Annotated in this window: 23 protein-coding genes; 13 read left to right on the top strand and 10 right to left on the bottom strand. The window is 68.3% G+C overall.

All coding sequences use genetic code 11. The features are described 5' to 3' along the window. Positions 1-17: 17 nt before the first annotated feature. Positions 18-242 carry a hypothetical protein gene (locus EL288_RS13695; protein WP_003810805.1) on the bottom strand — a complete coding sequence of 75 codons (225 nt, stop codon included), beginning with the start codon at positions 240-242 and terminating at the stop codon, positions 18-20. A 252-nt stretch (positions 243-494) separates the two neighbouring features. Between EL288_RS13695 and EL288_RS13690 the strand changes: the two genes are divergently transcribed. Then, on the top strand, positions 495-1,226 hold the full coding sequence (locus EL288_RS13690) for an META and DUF4377 domain-containing protein (protein ID WP_003810807.1): 732 nt from the start codon (positions 495-497) through the stop codon (positions 1,224-1,226). A 39-nt stretch (positions 1,227-1,265) separates the two neighbouring features. On the opposite strand, the gene EL288_RS13685 is transcribed toward EL288_RS13690, so the two are convergent. The 4 genes from EL288_RS13685 to EL288_RS13670 form a co-directional block, all read right to left on the bottom strand. Next, a complete protein-coding gene (locus tag EL288_RS13685; RefSeq protein ID WP_003810809.1) occupies positions 1,266-2,840 on the bottom strand; it encodes an amino acid permease in 1,575 nt (524 codons plus the stop codon). Positions 2,841-2,995: 155 nt separating this feature from the next. Further along, a complete protein-coding gene (locus EL288_RS13680; RefSeq protein ID WP_033458753.1) occupies positions 2,996-3,439 on the bottom strand; it encodes a DoxX family protein in 444 nt (147 codons plus the stop codon). 234 nt (positions 3,440-3,673) lie between these two features. Next, a complete protein-coding gene (locus EL288_RS13675; RefSeq protein ID WP_223851083.1) occupies positions 3,674-3,910 on the bottom strand; it encodes a hypothetical protein in 237 nt (78 codons plus the stop codon). Between the two features lie 243 nt (positions 3,911-4,153). Then, entirely contained in the window at positions 4,154-4,492 is a 339-nt protein-coding gene (locus tag EL288_RS13670; protein WP_003810814.1) for a tRNA-binding protein, read from the bottom strand. A 449-nt stretch (positions 4,493-4,941) separates the two neighbouring features. Here EL288_RS13670 and EL288_RS13665 point away from each other — a divergent pair, with 449 nt between their 5' ends. The 4 genes from EL288_RS13665 to EL288_RS13650 all read left to right on the top strand — a co-directional run bounded on the left by EL288_RS13665 (position 4,942) and on the right by EL288_RS13650 (position 11,086). Then, positions 4,942-6,453, top strand: a complete 1,512-nt coding sequence (locus tag EL288_RS13665) for an EAL domain-containing protein (RefSeq protein ID WP_225665774.1) — start codon at positions 4,942-4,944, stop codon at positions 6,451-6,453. A 159-nt stretch (positions 6,454-6,612) separates the two neighbouring features. After that, positions 6,613-8,271 carry a methyl-accepting chemotaxis protein gene (locus EL288_RS13660; protein ID WP_003810818.1) on the top strand — a complete coding sequence of 553 codons (1,659 nt, stop codon included), beginning with the start codon at positions 6,613-6,615 and terminating at the stop codon, positions 8,269-8,271. A gap of 438 nt (positions 8,272-8,709) precedes the next feature. Then, positions 8,710-10,047 carry a GGDEF domain-containing protein gene (locus EL288_RS13655; RefSeq protein WP_225665789.1) on the top strand — a complete coding sequence of 446 codons (1,338 nt, stop codon included), beginning with the start codon at positions 8,710-8,712 and terminating at the stop codon, positions 10,045-10,047. A gap of 67 nt (positions 10,048-10,114) precedes the next feature. Then, positions 10,115-11,086 carry an arsenic resistance protein gene (locus EL288_RS13650; protein WP_003810823.1) on the top strand — a complete coding sequence of 324 codons (972 nt, stop codon included), beginning with the start codon at positions 10,115-10,117 and terminating at the stop codon, positions 11,084-11,086. A gap of 12 nt (positions 11,087-11,098) precedes the next feature. Here the strand turns inward: EL288_RS13650 and EL288_RS13645 are convergent, their stop codons facing one another. Both EL288_RS13645 and EL288_RS13640 read right to left on the bottom strand, forming a co-directional pair. Continuing rightward, positions 11,099-11,374 carry a hypothetical protein gene (locus EL288_RS13645; protein WP_223851080.1) on the bottom strand — a complete coding sequence of 92 codons (276 nt, stop codon included), beginning with the start codon at positions 11,372-11,374 and terminating at the stop codon, positions 11,099-11,101. Next, on the bottom strand, positions 11,371-11,754 hold the full coding sequence (locus EL288_RS13640; protein WP_033453087.1) for a hypothetical protein: 384 nt from the start codon (positions 11,752-11,754) through the stop codon (positions 11,371-11,373). Before EL288_RS13640 ends, EL288_RS13645 begins: the two co-directional genes overlap by 4 nt. A 149-nt stretch (positions 11,755-11,903) precedes the next feature. On the opposite strand from EL288_RS13640, the gene EL288_RS13635 reads away from it, so the two are divergent. After that, positions 11,904-12,152: a hypothetical protein gene (locus EL288_RS13635; protein ID WP_126438273.1), complete on the top strand. Its 249-nt coding sequence runs from the start codon at positions 11,904-11,906 to the stop codon at positions 12,150-12,152. Between the two features lie 54 nt (positions 12,153-12,206). Continuing rightward, positions 12,207-13,793: a BB3111 family autotransporter gene (locus tag EL288_RS13630; RefSeq protein WP_126621973.1), complete on the top strand. Its 1,587-nt coding sequence runs from the start codon at positions 12,207-12,209 to the stop codon at positions 13,791-13,793. Positions 13,794-13,889: 96 nt separating this feature from the next. On the opposite strand, the gene EL288_RS24455 is transcribed toward EL288_RS13630, so the two are convergent. Beyond that, on the bottom strand, positions 13,890-14,357 hold the full coding sequence (locus EL288_RS24455) for a hypothetical protein (protein WP_232018729.1): 468 nt from the start codon (positions 14,355-14,357) through the stop codon (positions 13,890-13,892). Here EL288_RS24455 and EL288_RS13625 point away from each other — a divergent pair. The 6 genes from EL288_RS13625 to EL288_RS13600 all read left to right on the top strand — a co-directional run bounded on the left by EL288_RS13625 (position 14,338) and on the right by EL288_RS13600 (position 19,088). Next, positions 14,338-16,206 (top strand): autotransporter outer membrane beta-barrel domain-containing protein, encoded by a 1,869-nt coding sequence (locus EL288_RS13625; protein WP_231844148.1) that lies wholly within the window; start codon positions 14,338-14,340, stop codon positions 16,204-16,206. The genes EL288_RS24455 and EL288_RS13625 overlap by 20 nt on opposite strands. A 293-nt stretch (positions 16,207-16,499) precedes the next feature. After that, complete coding sequence (locus tag EL288_RS13620) at positions 16,500-16,721, top strand: hypothetical protein (protein WP_003810829.1); 222 nt, start codon at positions 16,500-16,502, stop codon at positions 16,719-16,721. Positions 16,722-16,880: 159 nt separating this feature from the next. Beyond that, positions 16,881-17,093: a hypothetical protein gene (locus EL288_RS13615; RefSeq protein ID WP_003810832.1), complete on the top strand. Its 213-nt coding sequence runs from the start codon at positions 16,881-16,883 to the stop codon at positions 17,091-17,093. Positions 17,094-17,212: 119 nt separating this feature from the next. Next, positions 17,213-18,331: an AGE family epimerase/isomerase gene (locus tag EL288_RS13610; protein WP_010926733.1), complete on the top strand. Its 1,119-nt coding sequence runs from the start codon at positions 17,213-17,215 to the stop codon at positions 18,329-18,331. A 96-nt stretch (positions 18,332-18,427) separates the two neighbouring features. Beyond that, positions 18,428-18,643, top strand: coding sequence for a hypothetical protein (locus tag EL288_RS13605; protein ID WP_003810837.1), 216 nt, complete (start codon positions 18,428-18,430; stop codon positions 18,641-18,643). Between the two features lie 193 nt (positions 18,644-18,836). Further along, positions 18,837-19,088 carry a hypothetical protein gene (locus EL288_RS13600; RefSeq protein ID WP_003810839.1) on the top strand — a complete coding sequence of 84 codons (252 nt, stop codon included), beginning with the start codon at positions 18,837-18,839 and terminating at the stop codon, positions 19,086-19,088. A gap of 9 nt (positions 19,089-19,097) precedes the next feature. Here the strand turns inward: EL288_RS13600 and EL288_RS13595 are convergent, their stop codons facing one another. Continuing rightward, a complete protein-coding gene (locus EL288_RS13595; RefSeq protein ID WP_003810840.1) occupies positions 19,098-19,481 on the bottom strand; it encodes a Rieske (2Fe-2S) protein in 384 nt (127 codons plus the stop codon). 54 nt (positions 19,482-19,535) lie between these two features. Continuing rightward, positions 19,536-21,353: an ABCB family ABC transporter ATP-binding protein/permease gene (locus tag EL288_RS13590; protein WP_080561928.1), complete on the bottom strand. Its 1,818-nt coding sequence runs from the start codon at positions 21,351-21,353 to the stop codon at positions 19,536-19,538. Positions 21,354-21,492 lie beyond the last annotated feature (139 nt).

The following is a 21,492-nucleotide window of genomic DNA, read 5'->3' as shown; positions in this document are numbered from 1 at the left end:
TGGGGCGGGCGCAGCGTCTAGGGGCGCATGCGCTTGAGGGCCTGGACCAGGCGCGTGCCCCACCACGCCAGGTCGTCGAACAGTAGCGCCAGGCACAGGACGATGCCGCCCACCATCGCGCCGTAGAGCAGGGCGTGGCCCCAGGACGGGGCCGCCTGGCGCAGCCAGCCCGCCACCAGCGCGGAGGCGAGGAAGGCAAGGACGAAGGCGCAACGCCAGAATGTCGATCGGAACCGGCTCATGCGCCTAGCATAGCCGCAAACGGGGCCCGCGACGGCGGGCCGCCTGCTCACCGCGACACGCAATGAAAGATCGTGTGACAAGTGCGGGTCAGGCCCCCGGGTAGAATCAGTCGCGTCCACAGCCCGTGTGCCACGGGCTGTCCCCATGTTCACGATCCGGAAGCCATGAAGCGTATTCTTGCCCTATCCGCGTTGGCAGTGCTGCTGCAAGCCTGCTCGTCGTCCCCAACCGCATCCGGAGATCCAGCCACGATGCCTGCCCGCTCATCCACGGCGGCCGCCCAGCCGGCCACGCTGACCACGCACACCTGGCGGCTGGCCGCGGCGGTCGACCGGCAGGGCCAGCCCATCGCGCCGCTGCAGATCGGCCTGGAGCGGCCGCTGCGCCTGGCCTTCTCCGAGCGCGCCATCAACATCAGCGGTGGCTGCAACGCGCAGTTCGGCGGCTACACGTACGGCAAGGGCCGGCTCGAGATCGCCAACCTGGCCGCCACGATGAAGGCATGCGAGGCCGGCTTGATGGCGCTCGATGCCGCGGTTGGCGAACGCCTGAAGGGCAGCCTGCGCGCGACCCTGGGCGAGCAGGCCGGGCAGCCCCGGCTGGTGCTGGTGGCGGACAACGGCGATACGCTCAGCTTCGACGGCGAGCCCACGCCCGAGACCCTGTACGGCAGCAAGGGCGAGACCGTGTTCCTGGAGGTGGCCGCGCAGCGCGTGCAGTGCAGCCATCCCATGATCCCCCAGCATCGCTGCCTGCAGGTGCGCGAGCGCCGCTACGATGCGGCGGGCCTGCAACTGCCCGCGCAGGACGACTGGCATCCGCTGTACCAGTCGGTGCAGGGCTACGAGCACCGCGACGGGGTGCGCACGGTGCTGCGCACCAAGCGCTACGAATGGAAGAACCCGCCCGCCGACGCGCCGTCCACGGTGTATGTGCTGGACATGGTGGTCGAGCAGGAGATGGCGCCTGGCGGCAAGCGCTAGCGCCAGGCCGGCGCGGGCCCGCCGGGCGGCCCGCGCGGCCTAGCGGCGGGGCTCGGCGCAGTCGCCGCTGAGCATGGCGTTCAACTCGCGGTTGCGCATGCGCAGGTCGGGGAACTGCATGTCGCGGTAGCGCACGAAGCGCGAGCCGCGCACCAGGCGATAGCCCGCCCAGATCGCCAGGAACAGCGGAATGCCGACATAGGTGGCGGCCGCGCCGGTCCAGTCGATGCGGTCCTGCAGGAAGGCGTGGTAGTTCTGGCCCAGCGTGATGACCAGGCACAGGACGAACGCGAACAGCGGGCCGAACGGGAAGAAGGGCGAGACATACGGCAGGTCAGCCAGGTTGTTGCCCTGGGCGACATAGCCGCGGCGAAACCGGTAGTGGCTGATGGCGATGCCCAGCCAGGCGATGAATCCGGTCATGCCCGAGGTGTTCAGCAGCCAGATGTACACCGCCTTGGGGCTGAACAGGAACGACAGAAAACACAGCGCGGCGACCGCGGTGGTGGCCAGCAGCGCCCACAGGGGCACGCCGCTGCGCGACAGGCGGCCGAAGCGCGCCGGCGCCTTGCCGTCGCGGGCCAGGCTGTACAGCATGCGGGTGGCGGCGTACATGCCGGAATTGCCTGCCGACAGCACCGACGTCAGCACCACCGCATTCATGATGGAGGCGGCCGCCAGCAGGCCGGCGCGCTCGAAGATCAGCGCAAACGGGCTGACGCTGACGTCGGACACCTCGTTGCGCAGCAATTGCGGATCGGTATAGGGAATCAGCAGGCCGATGACGGCGATGGCCAGCACGTAGAAGAGCAGGATGCGCCAGAACACCTGGCGCACGGCGCGCGGCAGGTTGCGGGCCGGGTCCTTGGATTCGCCGGCGGCGATGCCGATCAGCTCGGTGCCCTGGAACGAAAAGCCCACTACCATGGCCACGCCGATCAGCGCGGCGAATCCGCCGGCGAATGGCGCGTCGTCCAGGGTCCAGTAGGCCAGGCCGCCGTGCTCGCCGCCGCGGATGATGCCCAGCAGCATCAGCACGCCCATGGCAATGAACGCCAGCACCGCGATCACCTTGATCAGCGCGAACCAGAACTCGGCCTCGCCGAAGCCGCGCGCCGACAGGGCGTTCAGCCCGACGATCAGCGCCAGGAAGGCGGCGCTCCAGAGCACGCCGGGCATTTCGGGAAACCAATAGGCCATGACCAGCTGCGCGGCAACCAGGTCCACCGCGACGGTCACGGCCCAGTTGTACCAATAGTTCCAGCCCAGCGCGAAGCCGAAGCCTTCGTCGACATACTTGGCGCCGTAGGTGGAGAACGAGCCCGCCACCGGCATGCTGGCCGCCAGTTCGCCCAGGCTGGTCATCAGGAAGTACACCATGATGCCGACCAGCAAGTAGGCCAGCAGGGCGCCGCCCGGGCCGGCCTGGGCGATGGTGGCGCCCGAGGCGACGAACAGGCCGGTGCCGATCGAGCCGCCGACCGCGATCATGGTCAGGTGGCGCGCCGACAGGGTGCGGCGCAGGCTCGTCGGTTCGGGCAGGCGCGTGGCGGGCCGGGCGTCATGGCGGTGGCCGTTCGCCGGGCTGGGGACGACGTGGTCCGGTGGAGCCATTGTGTTTCCTTTGCGTCATGGGCGCGCGCCTGGCTTGTGGCCCGGGCGCCCTTCGAGAATTCCAGGCAGCCGGCGAGCATAACGCAAAGCGGCCCCTCTCCGCGAACCGAAAAGGGGCCAGATGAGGGCGCGTGGCCCGGGCGCGTCGCGCCGTGTCAGCGCGACAGCCAGCGCAAGGCGGCAGGCAGGCGCGGCAGCAGCAGGCGGTCGAGCGACCAGCGGCCGCCTCCCGACAGCACGAAGGACAGGCAGATGAAGGTCCACATGGCGGGGAACTCCCAGCCGCCGCCGGGGTTGGCCCAGGTGAAGCCGAGGTGCTGGTGGTTGCCGATGAACAGCGCGATCACCAGGTACGCCGCCGTGCCGGCCGCCGCGACCCGGGTGAACAGGCCGAATGTGAAACCGATGAAGGCGGCGAACTCGCACAGGCCGGCAAGCAGCAGCATGGACTGCGGGTTGGCGGTGACGGTAGAGAAATAGTGCAGGACGTCGGCGTATGCCTGCGCGCCAAGCAAGCCGAACTTCTCGGCGAAGTGATGGGTGAAGTCCAGTCCGATATAGACACGTATCAGTGTGAGCTGAATTTCTCTGGCCGGCATCAGGTGCTCCTCCCGGGCCGGAACGCCATCCGGCCGCGTATGGTTTTCAGGAGGCGCCATTATCGGCATCGCGCGGCGGGTGTATACGGGCTTGCCGGGGTATCGGAAAGAACCTTCGTAACCAAAGCGCCGCCTGACTCGTGGGTTCCTCATGGCGACGGCATGGGCGAGGGGGCGCAACGTGGCGGCGCAGGCGCATGCCCCGGGGGCCTGTCCGGCCGCGCCGGCGCCGGATCAGTCCTCGGCGGGCGGGATGGGCGCGGGCCGTGGCACGGCCACGCGTTGCCGGCTTTCCTGGATGCGCGCGGCCAGATGCGCCAGCAGGGCGGCGGACGTAGGCGGCCTGGCGGCCTGGGCCTCGTACCAGGCGGCCGCGAGGGCCGCGCACGTGGCTTCCTTGTTGCCGGTACGGATTGCCCACCGCCGTGCGATGGCGCAGGCCTGTTCGATGCTGCCGATGATTCTTTCCATGTGTGCCACCGCCTTGCTGGTCGAGCGCGCCGCGCAGCACACTTATATTCTCATCGCGGCCGCACGGGGATAGGGCGCAGGCGTAGTTGCGCAGGCACGACAGGGCGCGCGGACACGGCGGCGGTATGCGCCGGCCGCTCACGCGCGCGGGCGCGCGCTGGCGGGCTGGTCGTCATTCCGATGGACGAGGGGGGCGTGCTTATGGACGATGGCGCGGCAGCCGGAACCGTCGCGCGCGGCGGCCTAGAGCAGCTTGGTGCCCAGCGGGACGTCGCGGTCGGGCACGCACAGCGCGACTTCGCCCTGCGCGTTATGGAAGCCGGTGACCAGGCATTCCGACTGCAGCGGGCCGATCTGCTTCTTCGGAAAATTGACCACGGCGACCACCAGTCTGCCCAGCAGCGTCTCGGGCTGATAGAGGTGCGTGACCTGCGCGCTGGACTTCTTCACGCCGATCTCGGCGCCGAAGTCCACGTGCAGGATATAGGCCGGCTTGCGGGCCTCGGGAAACGGCAAGGCCTGCACGATGCGGCCGACCCGCAGTTCGACCTTGGCGAAATCCGTCCAGTCTATGAGTTGCATTGTTGGTTCGATCCGTTGCTAGTAGGCGGGCGCTGATCTTAACGCGCGCTGCCGCGCCGGCGCGCGCTATATTGCTTCACCATCCTTGACATGGCCCGGGCAGGACGCGAGGCCCCGTATCCACGGGATCGCGCGCATCGATGGCCGGGCCGCGGCCGCCGCGGCGGCAGGCCGGATATCCGATCGATCTTGACTATTCTTGGCAAATCAACGACGGTTATGGGCGCTTGAAACGAAGCGCATCTTCACCAGTGCCGCAACGCGTGCGAGGAACGGCGATACCCTCGGTGCGCAGTCGCGTTCGCGGGCGGGAAGATCAGCATAATACGAACCGGCGCCGTCAGCGATGCCAGGCGCAGCAGTGCGACTCAGCTTTGGGACAAACGATGTACTTTCCCTTGCGCAAGGCCTTGTTAACCGGGTTATGGACTGCTGCCGCGTTGGGCGCGGTGATCGGACCAAGTCTGCTCGCCGTGGACATGGTGCGCGAGTACGGGCTGCGGCAACAGCGCGAGCAGGCCCAGGTCCTGGCGCAACGGTTGCTGGGCCGCATCGGCCTGACCGCCGACCGCCTGCTGCGCATCCATCGCGAGCTGGTGCACACCGGTGGCTCCAGCCCTTGCGCGCCTTACTCCACCTACCTGATGCAGCAGCAGGTGCTGCGTTTTCCGGATGTGCGCGCCGTCGCCTACGTGGAAGAGGGCCGCGTGCTCTGTTCCTCGCTGGGCGACACGGTGACCGGCGTCGATCTGGGGCCGAGCGATTTCACCACCGGCAACCGTATCTCGGTGTGGAACTCGGCCGTGTTGCCGGCCGCGCCCGAGACGCCGTTCAGGGTGTTCGCCAAGGAAGGCTACGCCATCATCATGGAGCGCGAAAGCACCAACCAGCTCGGTGGCGCGGTGCCGCAAGCGATGGCCGCGGTCTCGTTCTCGGGGACGCCCGACGATGCCATCGTATGGGGCGAACTGCCGCGCGCATGGTTCAAGCGGGCGCGCGAGAGCAACGCGTTCGTCGACGACAAATACGTTGTTGCGGTGCAGCGTTCCACCGCCCAAGGGCTGGTGGCGCTGGGCGCGGTGGCCTCCTCGCAGGGCGCAGAGGCCTTGCAGCGGCTGGCCATCCTGCTGGTGCCGCTGAGCGCGGCGGCCGGGCTGGGCCTGCTGGTCGGGGCCGTGATCCTGGCGCGCAGGCAGTTCAGCCTGCCTCAGCTGATCCGCTCCGGGCTGCGGCGCAACGAGTTCTACATGGTCTACCAGCCCATGGTCGAAGTGGGCACCGGCCGCTGCGTGGGGGCGGAAGCCTTGATCCGCTGGAGGCGCCGCAACGGCGACCTGATCGCGCCCGACGTGTTCATCGACGAGGCCGAGCGCGTGGGGCTGATCGGCAAGATCACCGAGCGGGTATTCGAATTGGTGTCGAGCGATGTGCAGCGCTGGCGCGGCCGCCTGGGCGATCTCTACATCAGCATCAATGTATCGGCGGCCGACATGGCCTCGGGCGCGGCCGAGCGCCTGCTGAGCGAAATGTTCGCGCGCACGGGGCTGACGCCGTCGCAGGTGGTGGTCGAGCTGACCGAACGGGCGCTGCTGCACTCCGACGAGGCGGTGGCGGCGATCAAGATCATACGCAAGATGGGGGTACGGGTCGCCATCGACGACTTCGGCACCGGCTATTCCAGCCTGGCGTATCTCACCTCGTTCGAGGTCGATGGCCTGAAGATAGACAAGCGCTTCGTCGACGCCATCGGGCGCGATGCGCCCAGCAGCAGCGTGTCGGTGCACATCATCGAAATGGCCAAGTCGCTGGGCCTGCGCGTGGTCGCCGAGGGCGTCGAGACCGCCGGGCAGCAGCGCTTCCTGAGCGAGCATGGGGTCGACTATGCGCAGGGCTGGCTGTTCGGGCGTCCCATGCCGCTCAACGAGCTGCTGGCGATGGCGCGCCGGCCGCCGCCCGGCTAGGCAAAACGAAGCATCATCCTCCCGCGCGCGGGCGGCAGATATCGGGATAAGTGGCCATGCGTGGCATCTGATCCTCGAATTGGCCCCAGGCGGCGCCGATACACTGGGCCCAGACAAAGAGCAGCCGGGTGCCGGACCACCCGCCACGAGGGGGATGCCATGCGCAGGAATTTGCCCGTCACCGGGCACGAGTTCGTATTGCAGGATGACCAGTATCTCATTTCCAAGACGGACTTGAAGGGGCGCATCACCTACTGCAACCCGGCCTTTATCGCCATCAGCGGATTCTCGCGCGAAGAGCTGCTGGGCCAGCCGCATAACATCGTTCGCCACCCGGACATGCCCGAAGACGTGTTCGCGGACATGTGGGCCACGCTGCAGGCGCGCAAGCCCTGGCTGGCGGTGGTGAAGAACCGGCACAAGTCCGGCGGCTTCTACTGGGTGCTCGCCAACGCGATGCCCGTGATCGAGGCGGGCAACGTGACGGGCTATGCCTCGGTGCGGGTCAAGGCCACGCAGGCGCAGATCGAGGCCGCCGAGCACTTCTATGCCCAGGTGGAAAGCGGCCGGATGGGCGGCCATGGATTGCGCCACGGTCAACGCGTGCCGCGCGGCTGGCGGCGCGCCGCCCGCGCGCTGGCGTTTCCGTTGCGCAAGGGCGTGCGGCCTGCCTTGCTGCGGCTGGCGGCCGCCATGTGCGGCCTGGCGGCCATTCCCACCTACTTCGCCATCGGCGCCATGCCGCCGGAGGCCGCGCCGTATGGCTGGGGCGCCTATGCGCTGGGTGCGCTGGGCGCGGTGCTGGCCGCGATGGCGCTGGGCGGCCGGTTCGGCAGGCAACTGCGCAATGCCGAGGAGGTGGCGCGCCAGATCGCGGCCGGCAACCTGGTCAACGAGGTGGACTCGGGCGTCGGCGGCGAGATGCGCAATCTCTATTTCTACCTGGACATCATGCGCAAGAGCCTGATCGGCATCTCCACCGAGGTCATCGGCAAGACGTCCGAGCATGTGCATACCATCTCGCGCCTGCGCGAGGACAGCCAGGGCCTGGCCGCGCGCACCGAGGCGCAGTCGGCGGCGCTGCAGGACACCGCCAGCAGCGTGGAGCAACTGGCCGAGACAGTCACCCGCAACGCCGAAAGCGCCGGGGTGGCGGCCCGGCTGACCCAGGAAAGCAGCGAGGTGGCCGCGCAAGGCGGCGCCGTGGTCGGCGAACTGGTGGCGACCATGCAGGGGCTGGACGCGAGTTCGCGCAAGATGGCCGAGATCGTATCCGTGATCGAAGGGATTGCCTTCCAGACCAATATCCTGGCGCTGAACGCCGCCGTCGAGGCGGCGCGGGCCGGCGAGCAGGGCAAGGGCTTCGCGGTCGTCGCGGCCGAGGTCCGCAGCCTGGCGCAGCGCACCGCTCAGGCCGCCAAGGAAGTCAAAGTGCTGATCGACGATTCGGTGGGGCGCATGTCCACCGGCTCGGCCCAGGCGGGCCGGGCGGGCGAGACGATGCGCGAGCTGGTGCAGTCGGTCGAGCGCGTGACCGCCTTGATGGCCGAGATTTCCACCGCCTCGGGCGAGCAATCGACCGGCGTGGCGCAGATCAGTTCCGCCGTGCACCGCATGGAGGAGGTGGTGCAGCAGAACGTCTCCATGGTGGGCGAACTGACCCACGTCGCCGAGCACCTGGGCCAGGAGTCGGGGTCGCTGGTCGAGGCCATCGGCGTATTCCGCACCCCCGGCGCGGGCGCGCGCGCGATCGGCATGCCGGAGCAGGCGCCACGGCGCGCGCCTGCGCGCACCCTGTTGCTGGCCGAGCACCCCTGAGCCTGCCGGCGCCTCGCGCGCCGGATCTGCGCTTGCCTCCACACGCGGGCAGGGCACTCATGCCCGCCCGCGTTTTGCCGTGCCCGCCGGGGAATAAATCGCCCTGAATGTAACAATTTGCGTAATATATCGCGGCAATTGCTGGCAATTTCCGCCTCCGAGGGCGTCTGGTCGGGGCTCTCTGGCGTGGCTTTGCCAAAATTGACAATACCAAATTGTTCATACTCGTATACTTTAGTTACTGCAGCTTCGGGCCGGCCATCAACCCCGCCGTCCGGAGCCGCGGCAATGACCGGGGGACGTTGCGCCACCGGGAACGTCAGGCCTTCTTTCCGAGCACCTTGCAATATGGCCATATCCGATGCGAATCGCGGCGGCGCGCCAGGCGCTGCGCCGGGTCCCGACCCGGCTCATATCCTGCATGAACTCGCCGGATTGATGGCCATTTCTCCGGGGCGGGACTTCCTGGACGAGCTGGTCAACCGCGCCGTCCAGCGCCTGGGCGTGGACTATGCGTGGGTGGTGTTGCATGGCGCCAAGGGCGAGCATGCCAGGACCGTGCTCAGCGCCAACTGCCGCATGCGCTGGAACGGGGCGGAGAGCTACCTTGCCACGGGCCAGAGCGCGCTGGCCGGCGTGCTGTCGCACGCCACGCAATATGTGTGCGCGCGGGACCTGGAGCGGCACGTGCCGGGCGACCTGGCGCTGCGGCGCCTGGGCGCGCAGGCCTGCGTGGCGCATGCCTTGCGCGACGAGTCGGGATTGCAGCGTGGGCATGTCGCGTTCGTGTTCAGCGAGCCGCTTGCCGACCCGGCCATCTATGTGAGCGCGCTGAGCGCCTGCGCGACGTTCACCGAGCGGGCCGTGCTCGCGCTGGACGCCGAGCGCAAGGCGCGCCAGGAAGCGCTGCAGCTTGCCAGCCGCTACCAGGCCTTGTTCGAGAAGGCGCCGGTGCTGATCAATGCCTTCGACGCGCGCGGCAAGTGCATCCTGTGGAACCTCGAGTGCGAGCGCAAGTTCGGCTGGTCGATGGAGGAAGTCAACAACCATCCCGAGCCGCTGGCGCTGTTCTACCCTGATCCGCAGACGCGCGCGCGCGTGGTGGCCTCGGTCAGCCAGGCGCCGGGCCGAGCCTTCGAGGAATGGCATCCGGTCACCCGCGCCGGCAAGGTGCTGTCCACGCTGTGGTCCAACATCGTGCTGGAGTCCGGCACGGTCGTGAACATCGGGTTGGACATTACCGAACGCAAGCGCGCCGAACTGGCGCTGACCCGGCTGGCCACGATAGACAGCCTCACCGATTGCTGGAACCGCGCCGAGATATTGAAGATCCTGCGCCAGGAAATCACGCGGCTGCGCCAGCATCCCGACCAGCCGCTGGCCGTGGTGATGCTCGACCTGGATCACTTCAAGCAGCTCAACGATCTCCACGGCCATCTGGTCGGCGACGCGGCGTTGCGCTATTTCAGCGACCAGTTGCGCTCGAACCTGCGCGGCACGGATTTCGTCGGCCGCATCGGCGGGGAAGAGTTCCTGGCGCTGTTGCCGGGCTGCGACGGCGACGCCGCGCTGGCCATGGCCGACCGGTTGCGGGCGGCGCTGCGCAACGACCCGTTCACCACCGAAGGCCAGGCCGCGCCCTTGTCGGTCAGCGTGGGCATTGCGTTCGCGACGCCGGAAGACACCGCGGTGTCCGACGTCATGCGGCGCGCCGACACCGCGCTGTACGAGGCCAAGCGGCGCGGCCGCGACCGCGCCGTCGTCTACTTCGGCTGACCGGCCCGCCGCGCGCGCCGGCGCCGTCTGCTATAAGGCAGGACGGCACATATCGGTGGAAGGCATCATGCAGCGCTTGCAGGCGTCGCTCGAACGACGGCAGGTCGGTATCTATTTCGCGGCGATGGCGCTGGGCGCCGTGCTGGCCTGGCACCGGCCCGGCCTGCAGGTGGGCGAGGCCACGCTCAATCTCATGCTGGCCGGCATGCTGTTGGCGACCTTCATGCAGGTGCCGCTGGCCGGCTGGCGCGCCACGCTGCCCGGCATGCGGTTCCTGGGGGTGCTGCTGAGCGTGAACTTCGTGCTCGTGCCGGCCCTGGTCTGGGGCCTGGCCGCGCTGTTGCCGGCCGACCCCATGATCCGCCTGGCGGTCCTGCTGGTGCTGCTCGCGCCCTGCATCGATTATGTCGTGACGTTCGCGCAATTGGGCCGTGCCGACGCCCGGGCCCTGCTGGCGGCCACTCCGGTGCTGCTGTGCGGGCAGATGCTGCTGCTGCCGCTCTACCTGAACGTCATGCTGGGCAGCGATGCGGCCGCGCTGATTCGTCCCGGTCCGTTCGTGCAGGCCTTTGTCTGGCTGATTGCCTTGCCATTGGCGGCTGCAACGGGCGTGCAGTGGGCGGCCGCGCGGTCGGCAGCCTGGCGCGGCGCGGCCAGCGTGGTCGGGCTGTTGCCGGTGCCAGCGACCGCGCTGGTGCTGGCGACCATCGTGGCCGCTGTCGCACCGCGCATGGCGCTGGCCGGCGAGGCCGTATCGCGGGTCGTCCCGGTGTATCTGCTGTTCGCCGTCATTGCGCCGGCCGCGGGCTGGCTGGCCGCGCGCCGCGCCCGTCTGGCGGCGCCACAGGCGCGCGCGGTCGCGTTCAGCGCCGGTACGCGCAATTCGCTGGTGGTGCTGCCGCTGGCCCTGGCGGTGCCCGGCGGTGTGCCGCTGTTGCCCGCGCTGATCGTGGCGCAGACGCTGGTCGAACTGTGCGCCGAGCTGCTCTATGTCCGGGTGCTTGGCCGGGCGGGCAAGGACCGCGCCGGCGAGGGCTGAGGCGCGCGCGGATCAGGACCGCAGCGTGCTGTCGGGCACCACGTGTGCGACCGTGCCGTCCGGCAATTCGTAGGTCTGCTCGTCGATACAGCGCACCACGCCGCCGCCGGCCAGCCGGCAATAGATGTAGTCGATGCCGCCGACCAGATCCGGATGGCCGCCTTCGATGCGATGGCGCTCGACGCGATACAGCCTGCCTTGGGCGTCCTGCACCAGCAGGTCGGCCAGGCGCCGGCCGACGCGGTTGCTGGTGTTGCCTTCGGGAAGAATGGCGCACAGCAGGTTCATAGACTGGTATGGAACGTCTTTTGCAGGCATTCGCCGATGATGCGCTGCTTGGTTCGGGCGATGGCGGCGGGGGTGGCGTCGCGGGCGGCGGCATCGCCATCGTGCGCGGGCGTGGACTGAAAGTCGCCGATGCGGATGTTGGCTTCGTATTCGCAGCGCGCGCGCGCTGCCGCTTCCTTGGAGTAGTGGCCGTCGGCGCGGCTGGTCGAGGTGGAGGAACAGGCTGTGCAAGCCATCACGGCGAGAGCGCACAGGATGCGTGGCAGGATAGGCATGGCGATCACCAGGTGGGCGAGAGGCCATGGCAGTGTCCCACCGCGGTTGCGCCACGCACTATCGACCATATGGCCGAAATCGGTCCTATCGTCCGAATGGTCCATGCCGCGCCTGCGGCCAGGCATAAAAAAAATCCCGGCGCCCCTCGGCCGGGATATCAACTTCGCTGTAGGAATGTGCCAGCCTGGCAAACGGGCGAGGCAAGGTCAGCCAGACGAGTACTAGCGCAGTGTAGACGTTCGGCAGGGATGTCGTGATCAGTCCTTTTGTGAATTTCCTGTATGAATTTGAACATCATCGAGTGTCATTTCTCTTTCATTTGCAGGATATCTGCCGCGACGCGTTGATCGCGGAAGGCGACTACGTACGGTCAGGCCGAGAGCTGCTGGCCTGTCGCCGCGAGCCAGGCGAGACTGGTGCGGCCCGTCAATCCAACATCTTCTTCGTGCTGCGCCGCCGCCGGGGCGCCGGCATGATGACGCAGCCTCGATATCCCGCATGAATCGCCCCGCATCGCTCGACTTGTCTTCCCGCTTCGTGCCGCGCGCCGGAAGCTGTGCCATCAACGGATGGCGCATGTTTCCGTAGGCGTGCCGGCCCGCAAGTGTGCGGGCCTGGAGTGCCTTGTTCATTGAGGCGTCGATCGTTCATGAGTCCGTTTCACCATGCGCCGCGCCGCCGCGCCGCGCACATCCAGGTATTGCTGTTGAGTATGAGCGCATTGCTGTGGCTGCCTGCGGCCCAGGCTCAATACTGGTCACCCGGCGCGCAGGCGGGGCCCCACAATGTGGGGACCGACGGCGTTTTCGACGAAGACGAAGAACCCGGCCCGCGGCCTCCCTTGCCGAAGGAAGACCTGGAGGCCCTGGAGGACTTGTTCGGTTCGGGCGACACGCCGCCCGAGCCGCCGCCAGCGCCGCCGTCGCCCGGGCCCATGGCGCCGAACGTGCCTGAAGACGCGTCGCCGCACCTGCCCGATCACGCCGGCGGCGATGCCATGCCTCCTGCATCGCCGCCCGCGCCACCCGAGGCGCGACCCAAGCAGCCCGAGGCGCGACCCGAAGCCTTGCCCGAAGCGCCGCCGCAGGCGCAACCCGAAGCGCCGCCGCAAGCGCAACCTGAGGCGCCGCCTGTCGTGCCGCCACCGGCCGAGCCGCCGGCAGCTCGACCGCCGGCCGTTCCACCTGCGCGGCCGGCCGGCGACGCGGTGTACCTGCCTGGTACGCATACCTTGAGCAATCCGGCCAACGCGGCGGTGGGCACGGCCAGCGCCGCGCAAGGTTTGTGGCAGGCCGAGATGAACGCGCTGGGCAAGCGCATGGGCGAGCTGCGCCTGACGCCCGCGGCGGGCGGGGTGTGGGGGCGGGCCTTCACGCAGCGCCAGAAGCTGGACAACGGGGTGGCGCGGGAGTTTCGCCAGACGGTGGGCGGCTTCGAGGTGGGCGCGGACACGGCGCTGGCGGCGGCCGACGGGCGCTGGCACATCGGCGCGGTGGCTGGCTACAGCCACGGCAAGCTGAAGTTCGGCCGCAGCGGCACGGGCGAGGGCGACAGCGTGCACGTGGGCGCTTACGCGACCTACATCGAGGATGGCGGGTTCTATATGGATGGCATCGTGCGGGTGGCGCGCTATGCGCACGAGTTCAAGGCGCCCGATGCCAAGGGCCGGCGCGTGCGGGGCAAGTACCGGGCCAATGGCGTGGGCGCGTCGCTGGAGCTGGGCAAGCGCTTCACGTGGGCCGGCGCCTGGTACGTGGAGCCGCAGCTGGAGATGGCGGTGTTCCATGCGCAAGGCGGCAGCTACCGCGCGGGGCAGGACTTGCGCGTCAAGGACAACGGCCTGACCTCGTTGCTGGGCCGGGTGGGCCTGCACGTGGGGCGGCAGTTCGACCTGGGCGATGGCCGCGTGGTGCAGCCGTACGCGAAGCTGAGCTGGCTGCAGGAGTTCGACGGCAAGAACACGGTGCGCACCAACGGCGTGCGGCACAAGAGCCGTCTGGACGGCGGTCGCGCCGAGCTGGACCTGGGCGTGGCTGCGCAGCTGGGCAAGCACGGCAGCCTGTACGGCTCGTACGAGTACGCCAAGGGCAGCCGCCAGACCATGCCGTGGACCTTCCACATCGGCTACCGCTACACCTGGTAGCGGAGATGCGGCGCCTGTCCCGGCAGGCACAGGCACAGGCGCCGGAGTTTTCTGCGCGGCGATTGGCGCGCCCGGTGCGTGATGGGTTGGTTTCGCTCAAGTGCTTGGGGCTATTCCGATTTTCGGAAAGAAAACACAACAGCCTTTCAAGGCATTGCCGGTGGTTTGTCGAAGAGAAGCAAAAGACACTGGCCCATGGTGCAAGCGGCTCGATTTTCCCGGTGTCTCGTGGCGCTTGTCCAATCCATCATTTTGTCGCTTGAGCGTTGTGCCTTCGCGCAACTGCAGGTCAACCATGACATCAAAAAACATGATTTCTCTTACACGCGATCGAACCATGAAACGCGGCGCCGTTGCTTCGCGGCGTGTCCGTGGCGTCTTGGCTGCCAAGTCCTTGCCGGCCCTCGAGCTTGCGCTGGCCAGTGCGGGCCTATGGGTTGCTGCGCCCTCTCTGGCGCAGGGCATTGATCTGAGTCCGTCTGCCTGGGTCGTCGACGAATCTCCGCTGACGGACGAAGAGTTGGCGGCGGTATTGCCGACCGGCATGACCTTGGAAGAGTTCAAGAGGGGTATGGAAGCCTGGGCTCCTGGCAGCGTCGCATCGTTGCAGCCTTCGGCGCCCAAGAACGGGGCTGCGGGGGCAGTTGGTGGTGAGCATGGTCATTCATCGGATTCCCCCAAGGTCAATGTGCCGTCTTCCGAACCGTCTGTCGGCGATGCGTCAGTTGGGGGGGGGGGGGGGGGCTCCAATTCTCGACATGAAAATGGCGATGGCGGCGTAGGAAATGGGAAGGGTGGGGCTGGGGGTTCTGCTTCGGGTCCCGGCGCCGTTGCCGGGACTGCGCCCGGCGGGGCAAAACATTCCGATTCCGGCCCGTCGGCTGGCGCTCCCGTTTCGCCCGGCGTTGCGCCGGGTCCTGGGGCGGGCGTAGCGTCCGGGATGGGGGCGTCGGGGAGCGCGGGTGAAGCGCATTCTCCGCCGGACAAAAAGGTGCCGGCAGAGGGAGGCCAAGGGAAAGGCCCGGGAGCTGGGACTGGCGGGGCCGGTGGGTCGCCAGTGCCTGGCAGTGGCGGCGGCGGTAGCGTGCCATCGGGAGCGGCCGGCGGTGACAGTCCTCCCAAACCTCCTTCGACCGGGGGCAAGCCCGGTGGCGGTGATCAGCCGCCGCAGAAAGGCGAAGGCAACGCGAATGGACAAGCGCCCGATGGCGGGATGGATCCCGTGCCTCCTCGGGATGGCGATGCAGGGGCGAAGCCGCCCGGTAGCGGCGCAGATCCGGATCGCCCCGAGGGGGGCGGCGGCGACGGCGCGGTTCCGAACCTGCCCGAGGCCGGCGGTAATGGCCCTCGGCCGCCCGCAGGCAACGACGACGCGGGCCCGCGACCGCCGCAGGGCGGCGACGGGAACGACGCGCCGGCAGTGCCTCCCGCGCCGCCGGCTCCTCCCGCACCGCCGGCGCCGCCCGCGGGCAACGGTGTCTATGACCCGGGTACGCATACCTTGACCACGCCGGCCTCTGCGGCGGTGAGCCTGGCCAGCAGTTCGCATGGCGTCTGGCAGGCCGAGATGAACGCGCTGAGCAAGCGCATGGGCGAGTTGCGCCTGACGCCGGTTGCGGGCGGCGTATGGGGCCGCGCTTTTGGCCGGCGCCAGGATGTCGATAACCGCGTGGCGCGCGAGTTCCGCCAGACCATCAGCGGTTTCGAACTGGGCGCCGATACCGCCTTGCCGGTGGCCGACGGGCGCTGGCACGTGGGCGCGGTGGCTGGCTACACCAACGGCCGCATCAAGTTCGACCGGGGCGGCACGGGCGATGACGACAGCGTGCACGTGGGCGCTTACGCCACCTACATCGAGGACGGCGGTTTCTACATGGATGGCATCGTGCGGGTCAGCCGCATTCGCCACGCGTTCAAGGTGGACGACGCCAAGGGCCGGCGCGTGCGCGGCCAGTACCGCGGCAATGGCGTGGGCGCGTCGCTGGAACTGGGCAAGCGCTTCACGTGGCCCGGCGCCTGGTACGTGGAGCCGCAGCTGGAGGTGGCCGCCTTCCATGCGCAAGGGGCCGACTACACCGCCAGCAACGGCCTGCGCATCAAGGACGACGGCACGAACTCCATGCTGGGCCGCCTGGGCCTGCACGTGGGGCGGCAGTTCGACCTGGGCGATGGCCGCGTGGTGCAGCCCTACATGAAGCTGAGCTGGGTGCAGGAGTTCGACGGCAAGGGCACGGTGCGCACCAACGACATCCGGCACAAGGTGCGGCTCGATGGCGGGCGCGCCGAACTGGCCGTGGGGGTGGCCTCGCAGCTGGGCAAGCACGGCAGCCTGTTCGGCTCGTACGAGTACGCCAAGGGCAGCCGCCAGACCATGCCGTGGACCTTCCACATCGGCTATCGCTACGCCTGGTAGCGCATCGTATGGCGGGGGTGCCTGTCCCGGCGGGGCCGGCACCCTTGCCGCACCAGGGACAGGCGGCGCAAGCACCGCGCAAATGGAAGAACGCCCCAGCTCGCGGATGAGTCTGGGGCGTTCTTGCCGGCCTTCGCACGCATGGGTGTCAGAAGACCTGGCAAGTTCAATGTAGTGCCGGCGGGCAGGCGCCGCAAGCGCAAAATTGTTTCCGTGGCATCCAGGGGAAAATCACAGCTAGCCAACGGCTACCCACGTGATATCGTTCGCGCATCAAGGTAACGTAGGCGCAAGTGGGTGACGTGATGCAGCGAGGCGAATTGGCATATTGGTTGAACGTCGTGGCCGAGAACGGCGAGCCGGGCGCGCCGCAGATACCGGTGCCGGAGCAGTTCGTGACGGCATTGACCACGCTGCGCTGCATCGAACGCAATGCACAAGGCCAACTGGTTGTAACCGAAAAGGGGCGCCTGGCCTTGCATATGGAGGAGCCTGGGGCCCTGCATCGCCAATAACAGTTTCTTTTCCCGCGAATTGTTGCAGGACACGCATGAGTGAGATGGAACTTGTGCGTGGCAGCATAGTCCAATTACCAGAAGCGGGATTAGCACCACCCGCCGACGTCGCGCGTTGCAGCCGCACGCGTTTTGCAAGTAACGGACTGGGAGGGCGCCATGCAGCATCGTGACCAGGAAGTACTGATCGACGTTTCGACGGCCGCCATGGATACTGGCGGGTACGGCGTGCTGTTGACGGTGACTGCCGAAGGCGGCACCGAAGTCGATGCAGCGTTTTCTTATCTTGGAACCTGCGCCTCGCTGGATGAGGCGCGCGATCGGGCGGAGGCGTTCGCGCAGGATTGGCTGCGCGAGAACATCTACCGCTGACCGGCGCGGGAGCGCCGGCAATGGCAGGGCAAAAGGCGCTTGGGCGGTGGCTGCGGCGATTTGGGTTATCGTCGCGGTTGCGCCACCTGGAGCGCCTTTTGCATGCGCGTCGTACTCCCATGTCAGCCGCCTCTTTCCACACTGATCTGCCTGCTCTCGTGGCGCAGTTGCGCCAGCATTTCAATACCGTCATCGTGCCGCTCTGGCTCGGGCGCGGCTTCGACGCCGGCCTGGGCCTGCCTTGCGAGGCGCTCGACGCCCATGGCGCGCCGCTGCCCGCGCAGCGCTATCGCGCCATGGCGTGCGCGCGCCAGCTGTATGTGTTTTCCCGTACCGACGGCGCGGCCGCCGCGGCGCATGCCGAGCGGCTGTTCTCGTCGCTGTTGCGGTATTTCCAGAACGCCGCGCACGGCGGCTGGCGCCATAGCGTCGATGCGCAGGGGCAGCCGCTTGACGACACGCAGGACCTCTACACGCATGCCTTTGTCGTGTTCGCCTGCGCGGCGTATTTCGCCCGCACGCGCGATGCGCGGGCGCGCAAGACCCTGCTGGCCACCGTCGACGTCATCGAGCAGCGTTTCCGTACCCGCCAGGGTCTCTATGTGGCGGCCCTGTCGGCCGATTGGGCGCAGGTCGTGCGCGGCCCGGCGCAGAATCCGGTCATGCACCTGACCGAAGCCTATCTGGCCGCCGCGGGCGTGGTCGAGCCGGCGTGGTTTGCGCAGACGCTGGGACGCCTGACGCAGGACGTCGCGTCGACGTTTCTGTACGCGCCACGGCTGTGCATCGCCGAAGAGCCGCTGGACCAGCCGCCGCGGTTCGAGCCCGGCCACCAGTTCGAGTGGTACTCGCTGCTGCATGGCGCGCCGGACCTGTTCGGCGACCTCGAACTGGGCAGCGCCTTGCAGCGGGGTTGCGCCTGGGTGCGGCAACATGGCGTGGACGCGCACAGCCATGGCGTGGCGGCGGTGCTCGACGAGTCGGGCGCCGTGCGCGACGCCACCCAGCGCATCTGGGCCCAGACGGAGTACGCCCGCTACCTGGCCCTGAGCGGGCAGTGGCCCGAGCTGGCCACGCAACTACGCGCGTTCCAGGCGCGCTTCCTGCATCAGGACGGCTGGCACGAGTGCCTGGACGCCCAGGGCAATGTGAGCCGCGCCGACATGCCGTCCACCACGCCTTACCACCTGGCCACGTGTTACGCCGCGCTGGAGGATGCGCTGGCCGGGCAGGGATGAATCTTCCGCTCCGGCAGCAGTCGCATAAAGTTACGCCAGCAACGTGATTCGCCGAAATCCTTTACAATTTGGCTACCAAATGTGTAGGAGTGGGCGATGAGCGTCATGTGCCCGGCATGCCAGGCCATCAATGCAGGCTCGTCCGGCGTCGAACCGCATCCGCGGTTGGGCCACCAGGGTTTCACGAATCCCAGCCAGAAGGGGCGCGAGGCCAACCGCGAAGACCATTTCCGTTGCATCGAGTGTGGCGCCAAGTGGTTGAGGGAGACCGATCGCTGGGGCGTGGACCTCGGATTCAGACTGGCGCCTTGAGGGGCGCGCGACGGGCAGCCGGCAGGCTGCCCGTTTGCATTTCGCCCGGCCGCCGCGTGCCGTGCGGCCAGCGCACCGGGATCGCCGACGGCGCTGTTCGAGGCGCGGTTGCTGGCGCGCCGGCTTAAGTTCCGGGCGTAGCCTGCCGTAATGGGGGTACCGCGGCGAGCGCCGCCAATCAGGCCAGGGCGCCATGGTTCAGAAGGTCCTCAACGGTTTCGCCGTCGTGGCGTTCGCCACCCAGCCCGAGCACGGCATGCCGCCGCGCGCGTTCATCCAGACCGCGCCCATGGACGGGGCCGGGCAGGCCGAGCCGCAGGTGTTCGAGATTTTCCTGGCGCGGCGCTTTCGCAGCGCGGTGGAGGCCATGTCGGCGGCGCGCAACGCGCTGGATCGGGTGGTATCGGTAGACCAGGACGGCGTACCGGCGCCGCTGCCGGACTGAAGCAATGCGCTAGCCGCGCGGCTGGATCTTGCCGCTGGGCAGCCAGTACACCGCCATGCCACCGGCATCCGGCCGCTCGTCGACCTGCAAGGCCGTCAGGCGGCCGTTCCTGCACGGGCCGCCGATACAGAGGCCGGTGTCCGGTTCGTAGGTGGCGCCATGGCGCGCGCACATGATGAGATCGCCCGCGCGCGTGAAAAAACTGTTCTCCCAGTCCAGCTCGACGCCGACGTGCGCGCAGCGGTTCAGATAGCCGTAGACCTGGCCGCGGTAGCGCACGAAGAACGCGCTGGCCTGGCCGGCGCCATCGGTGACCGGGACTTTCACGCCCAGGCCGCCGTCGACCAGGTCGGCGGCGGCGCAGACGCGTACGGCGGGCGTGGAATCAGTCACGGCGGGGGCAAGGGGCGGCGAAAGCGCGCATCTTGGGCGTCGCGGGGGCGCTTGTCAATCGTCCAGGGCCACGGCGGCCGGACGGGTGGCTTCCTGCTGGCGCGCCCACATGCCGGCGTAGATGCCGCCCTGGGCCAGCAGTGCCTGGTGGCGGCCGCGCTCGACCACGCGGCCATCGCCCAGCACGATGATTTCATCGGCGTCGGCAATGGTGGAGAGGCGATGGGCGATGATCAGGGTGGAGCGGCCCTGGCTGACCTCGCGCAGGTTGGCCTGGATTTCGCGTTCGGTATGCGTGTCCAGGGCGCTGGTCGCTTCGTCGAACAGGAAGATGGATGGGTTCTTGAGCAGCGTGCGGGCGATGGCCACGCGCTGCTTTTCGCCGCCCGACAGTTTCAGGCCGCGTTCGCCCACCATGGTGCGGTAGCCGTCGGGCATGGCCATGATCAGGTCATGGATGTGGGCCAGCCGCGCCGCCGCCTGGACTTCGCCGTCGCTCGCGCCGGGCCGGCCATAGGCGATGTTGTAGTGGATAGTGTCGTTGAACAGGACGGTGTCCTGCGGCACGACGCCGATGGCCGCGCGCAGGCTGGCCTGGGTCACGCCGCGCACGTCCTGGCCGTCGACCAGGATGGCGCCGCGGTCGGCATCGTAGAAGCGAAACAGCAGGCGCGCCAGCGTCGACTTGCCGGCCCCTGAGGTGCCGACCACGGCCACGGTCTTGCCGGCCGGGATGCGGAAACTGACGCCCTTGAGTATGGGGCGGCGCGGGTCGTAGCCGAAATACACGTCGCGGAATTCCACCGCGCCGCCTTCCAGCCGCAGGGCGAGCGCGCCGGGCGGGTCGGCGATCTCGCGCCCTTCGCCGAGCAGTTCGAACATGCGCTCCATGTCGATGAGGGCCTGCTTGATTTCGCGGTAGATGAAGCCGAAGAAGCTGAGCGGATCGTACAGCTGCAGCAGATAGGTATTGACCAGCACGAAATCGCCCAGGGTGTAGCGCCCCTGCGCGATGCCGCGGGCGGCCATCCACATGACCAGCGTCAGGCCGGCCGAGATGATCACGGCCTGGCCGATGTTGAGAATGGACAGGCTGACCTGGCTGCGTACCGCGGCGCGTTCGTAGCGGCGCAGCGAGGCGTCGTAGCGTTGCGCCTCGTGCTCTTCGTTGCCGAAATACTTGACGGTCTCGTAGTTCAGCAGGCTTTCGACCGCCTTGGTATTGGCCTCGGAGTCGGTCTCGTTCATCTGGCGGCGAAAGCGCGTGCGCCATTCCGTGACCACCAGCGTGTAGGCCAGGTACAGGGTGACCGTCGCGCCGGTGGCCAGGGCAAGCCAGCCGTCGAACATTTTCCACAGCACCGCACAGACCAGGCCGATTTCGAACAGCGTGGGCAGCACGTTGAACAGCAGGAAGGTCAGCAGGGTCTGGATGCCCTTGGTGCCGCGCTCGATGGCGCGCGTCAGGCCGCCGGTCTGGCGCGCCAGGTGAAAGCGCAGCGCCAGCGCGTGCAGGTGCCGGAAGATCTGCAGGCCCACCGCGCGGATGGCGTGCTGGCCGACGCGGGCGAACACGGCGTCGCGCAGCTCGGAAAACAGCAGCGACAGCACCCGTGCGGCGCCGTAGGCCAGGATCAGCCCCAGCGGCACCGTGACGGCGCCGGGCGCGCCGCCGCCGAGCTGGTCGACCGCCGACTTGTAAAGAATAGGTACATAGACGACGGCCGCCTTGGCCGCCAACAGGCACAGAATGGCGATGACGACCCGGGCCTTCAGGCCGGGGCGGTCGGCGGGCCAGAGAAAGGGCGCCAGCGTGCGCAGGGTGTCCAGGCTGTTACGCCCGGCAGGCGTCGGAGAGGGGGAGGGCATCAAGGGCAGGGGCGCCGGTCTGGGAAACCGGGCCGGAAACAGGCTTTCACATTGGCATTATGGGCCACGGGGTTATCATCCGCGAGAATGTCCTGCAAGAGTGTCGGATTTTTCATCCCGTCAGATTCGTCAACACCAGGGA

Origin of the sequence: Bordetella bronchiseptica (assembly GCF_900636925.1) — a bacterium.
GTDB lineage: Bacteria > Pseudomonadota > Gammaproteobacteria > Burkholderiales > Burkholderiaceae_B > Bordetella > Bordetella pertussis.
This window is presented reverse-complemented; position numbering and strand designations above follow the sequence as displayed.

Bases quoted from the DNA above. Each gene is read 5' to 3' on its own strand.
- EL288_RS13695 (WP_003810805.1), bottom strand. From the start codon at position 242: ATGAGCCGGTTCCGATCGACATTCTGGCGTTGCGCCTTCGTCCTTGCC.
- EL288_RS13690 (WP_003810807.1), top strand. From the start codon at position 495: ATGCCTGCCCGCTCATCCACGGCGGCCGCCCAGCCGGCCACGCTGACC.
- EL288_RS13685 (WP_003810809.1), bottom strand. From the start codon at position 2,840: ATGGCTCCACCGGACCACGTCGTCCCCAGCCCGGCGAACGGCCACCGC.
- EL288_RS13680 (WP_033458753.1), bottom strand. From the start codon at position 3,439: ATGCCGGCCAGAGAAATTCAGCTCACACTGATACGTGTCTATATCGGA.
- EL288_RS13675 (WP_223851083.1), bottom strand. From the start codon at position 3,910: ATGGAAAGAATCATCGGCAGCATCGAACAGGCCTGCGCCATCGCACGG.
- EL288_RS13670 (WP_003810814.1), bottom strand. From the start codon at position 4,492: ATGCAACTCATAGACTGGACGGATTTCGCCAAGGTCGAACTGCGGGTC.
- EL288_RS13660 (WP_003810818.1), top strand. From the start codon at position 6,613: ATGCGCAGGAATTTGCCCGTCACCGGGCACGAGTTCGTATTGCAGGAT.
- EL288_RS13655 (WP_225665789.1), top strand. From the start codon at position 8,710: ATGGCCATTTCTCCGGGGCGGGACTTCCTGGACGAGCTGGTCAACCGC.
- EL288_RS13650 (WP_003810823.1), top strand. From the start codon at position 10,115: ATGCAGCGCTTGCAGGCGTCGCTCGAACGACGGCAGGTCGGTATCTAT.
- EL288_RS13645 (WP_223851080.1), bottom strand. From the start codon at position 11,374: ATGAACCTGCTGTGCGCCATTCTTCCCGAAGGCAACACCAGCAACCGC.
- EL288_RS13640 (WP_033453087.1), bottom strand. From the start codon at position 11,754: ATGGACCATTCGGACGATAGGACCGATTTCGGCCATATGGTCGATAGT.
- EL288_RS13625 (WP_231844148.1), top strand. From the start codon at position 14,338: ATGACCTTGGAAGAGTTCAAGAGGGGTATGGAAGCCTGGGCTCCTGGC.
- EL288_RS13615 (WP_003810832.1), top strand. From the start codon at position 16,881: ATGCAGCATCGTGACCAGGAAGTACTGATCGACGTTTCGACGGCCGCC.
- EL288_RS13610 (WP_010926733.1), top strand. From the start codon at position 17,213: ATGTCAGCCGCCTCTTTCCACACTGATCTGCCTGCTCTCGTGGCGCAG.
- EL288_RS13605 (WP_003810837.1), top strand. From the start codon at position 18,428: ATGAGCGTCATGTGCCCGGCATGCCAGGCCATCAATGCAGGCTCGTCC.
- EL288_RS13600 (WP_003810839.1), top strand. From the start codon at position 18,837: ATGGTTCAGAAGGTCCTCAACGGTTTCGCCGTCGTGGCGTTCGCCACC.